This is a genomic window from Oleiphilus sp. HI0125, from assembly GCF_001635355.1.
Window position 1 is genome coordinate 1 of sequence record NZ_LWGF01000898.1, and the last position, 1016, is coordinate 1016.

The window sequence follows — 1016 nt, forward strand, 5'->3', positions numbered from 1 at the left end:
GGCTGGTGTTTAGTATTTTCGTCTGCGAGAATGAAATCACCTTGATTGTACTTGCAACTCTTATCGGAAAACGAACCTTGCATCACTAAGGTGTACTCCGTTCCTTTGTGTGTATGCTCTGGAAGCTTTGAACCAGCTTTAATTCGGTATAGCTTCGTTGTGTAGCGCTCATCATCAATATTGAGGTTTACCTCTTTGATGTTTTTGCTGAAGCCACTCCAATCTAATTGATCAAAGTCTTCTTTGATAAACCTGCGCATCGGGCGCGGTATGTTTATGCGCTTTTCGTTTGCTGCTTTTTCGAAACTCTCTTGAGAAACTTTATTTCTTTCAAACATTTCGATTTTTGCCCAGGTCTCGTCTAATAGAGAATCAGACACGACTTCTTCGGAACATTGATTCAATATGTCGCCACCAAGCGACTCAAAGTTACGAACTTTTTCTGCACATTTAGGACATGATTCAACATGACATGCCACCATGAGTCCTAGTGCATCAGCTAGTTGCCCAGCTGCAAAGGACATCAAAAGTTCATCATTAGGATGATAATTAGCCATGACATTTGCTCTTTTGCTACGTTTTCTAATTTCTTCATTGCGAGTCTTAGACGAGATTTGATTGTACCTAGTGGTAAATCAAGATCTGCCGCTATCTCGCTATGTGATTTGCCTTCAAAGTACACTTTGAAAACCACTTGCTTTTGGACCTCTGGAAGGTGCTTCAGCATTCCTCGTGCTGTCTTGCCTTCAAGTTCTCCTGAAATCTGCGTCTCTAGTTCTTCTGAACCTTCTTCGGCCCAGAGGTCGTCCGACTGCACAGTTTCATGACGACTTTTGCGAGCCATATCAATTCTTTTGTTTCGAACGATCGTGTACAACCAAGTGATCGCGCTGCCCGACTCTGGCTTGAAAGTGTGCGCTTTACGCCACACAATGATCATGCATTCTTGCAGAAGCTCTTCAGCGTCAGCGCTTGAAGCTCCGCATTGCATCGCGAAGGCTTTTAATCTGGAAGAT

The 1016-nt window shown here is 43.4% G+C and carries 2 protein-coding genes; both read right to left on the reverse strand.

Features of this window, described 5'->3' with window-relative positions; all coding sequences use genetic code 11:
- On the reverse strand, window positions 1-557 hold a 557-nt coding region (locus A3762_RS15385; protein ID WP_068756460.1), incomplete at its 3' end, for a ChrR family anti-sigma-E factor.
- Window positions 524-1016: sigma-70 family RNA polymerase sigma factor (locus A3762_RS15390; protein WP_156493489.1), on the reverse strand; the 493-nt coding region annotated here is incomplete at its 5' end. The genes A3762_RS15390 and A3762_RS15385, both read right to left, overlap by 34 nt.